Origin of the sequence: Massilia aerilata (assembly GCF_042656905.1) — a bacterium.
Lineage (GTDB): Bacteria > Pseudomonadota > Gammaproteobacteria > Burkholderiales > Burkholderiaceae_D > Telluria > Telluria aerilata.
The window spans coordinates 1-520 of the sequence record NZ_JBHSMZ010000031.1; the positions used below are offsets into that span (position 1 = coordinate 1).

The 520-nt window shown below is 50.2% G+C and carries 1 rRNA gene; it reads right to left on the reverse strand.

Going from position 1 to position 520, the window contains the following annotated elements:
- Window positions 1-520, reverse strand: a 23S ribosomal RNA gene (locus ACFPO9_RS27700); the annotation flags it as partial.

Sequence of the window (520 nt, forward strand, 5' to 3'; positions counted from 1 at the left end):
GTCCCCGCTTCAAAGCCTCCCACCTATCCTACACAGATTGATTCAAAGTCCAATGCAAAGCTACAGTAAAGGTTCATGGGGTCTTTCCGTCTAGCCGCGGGTAGATTGCATCATCACAAACATTTCAACTTCGCTGAGTCTCGGGAGGAGACAGTGTGGCCATCGTTACGCCATTCGTGCAGGTCGGAACTTACCCGACAAGGAATTTCGCTACCTTAGGACCGTTATAGTTACGGCCGCCGTTTACTGGGACTTCAATCAAGAGCTTGCACCCCATCATTTAATCTTCCAGCACCGGGCAGGCGTCACACCCTATACGTCCACTTTCGTGTTTGCAGAGTGCTGTGTTTTTATTAAACAGTCGCAGCCACCAGTTTATTGCAACCCTTTCACCCTCATGGAGTAAACCAATCAAGCTACCGGGGCGTACCTTATCCCGAAGTTACGGTACCAATTTGCCGAGTTCCTTCTCCCGAGTTCTCTCAAGCGCCTTAGAATACTCATCTCGCCCACCTGTGTC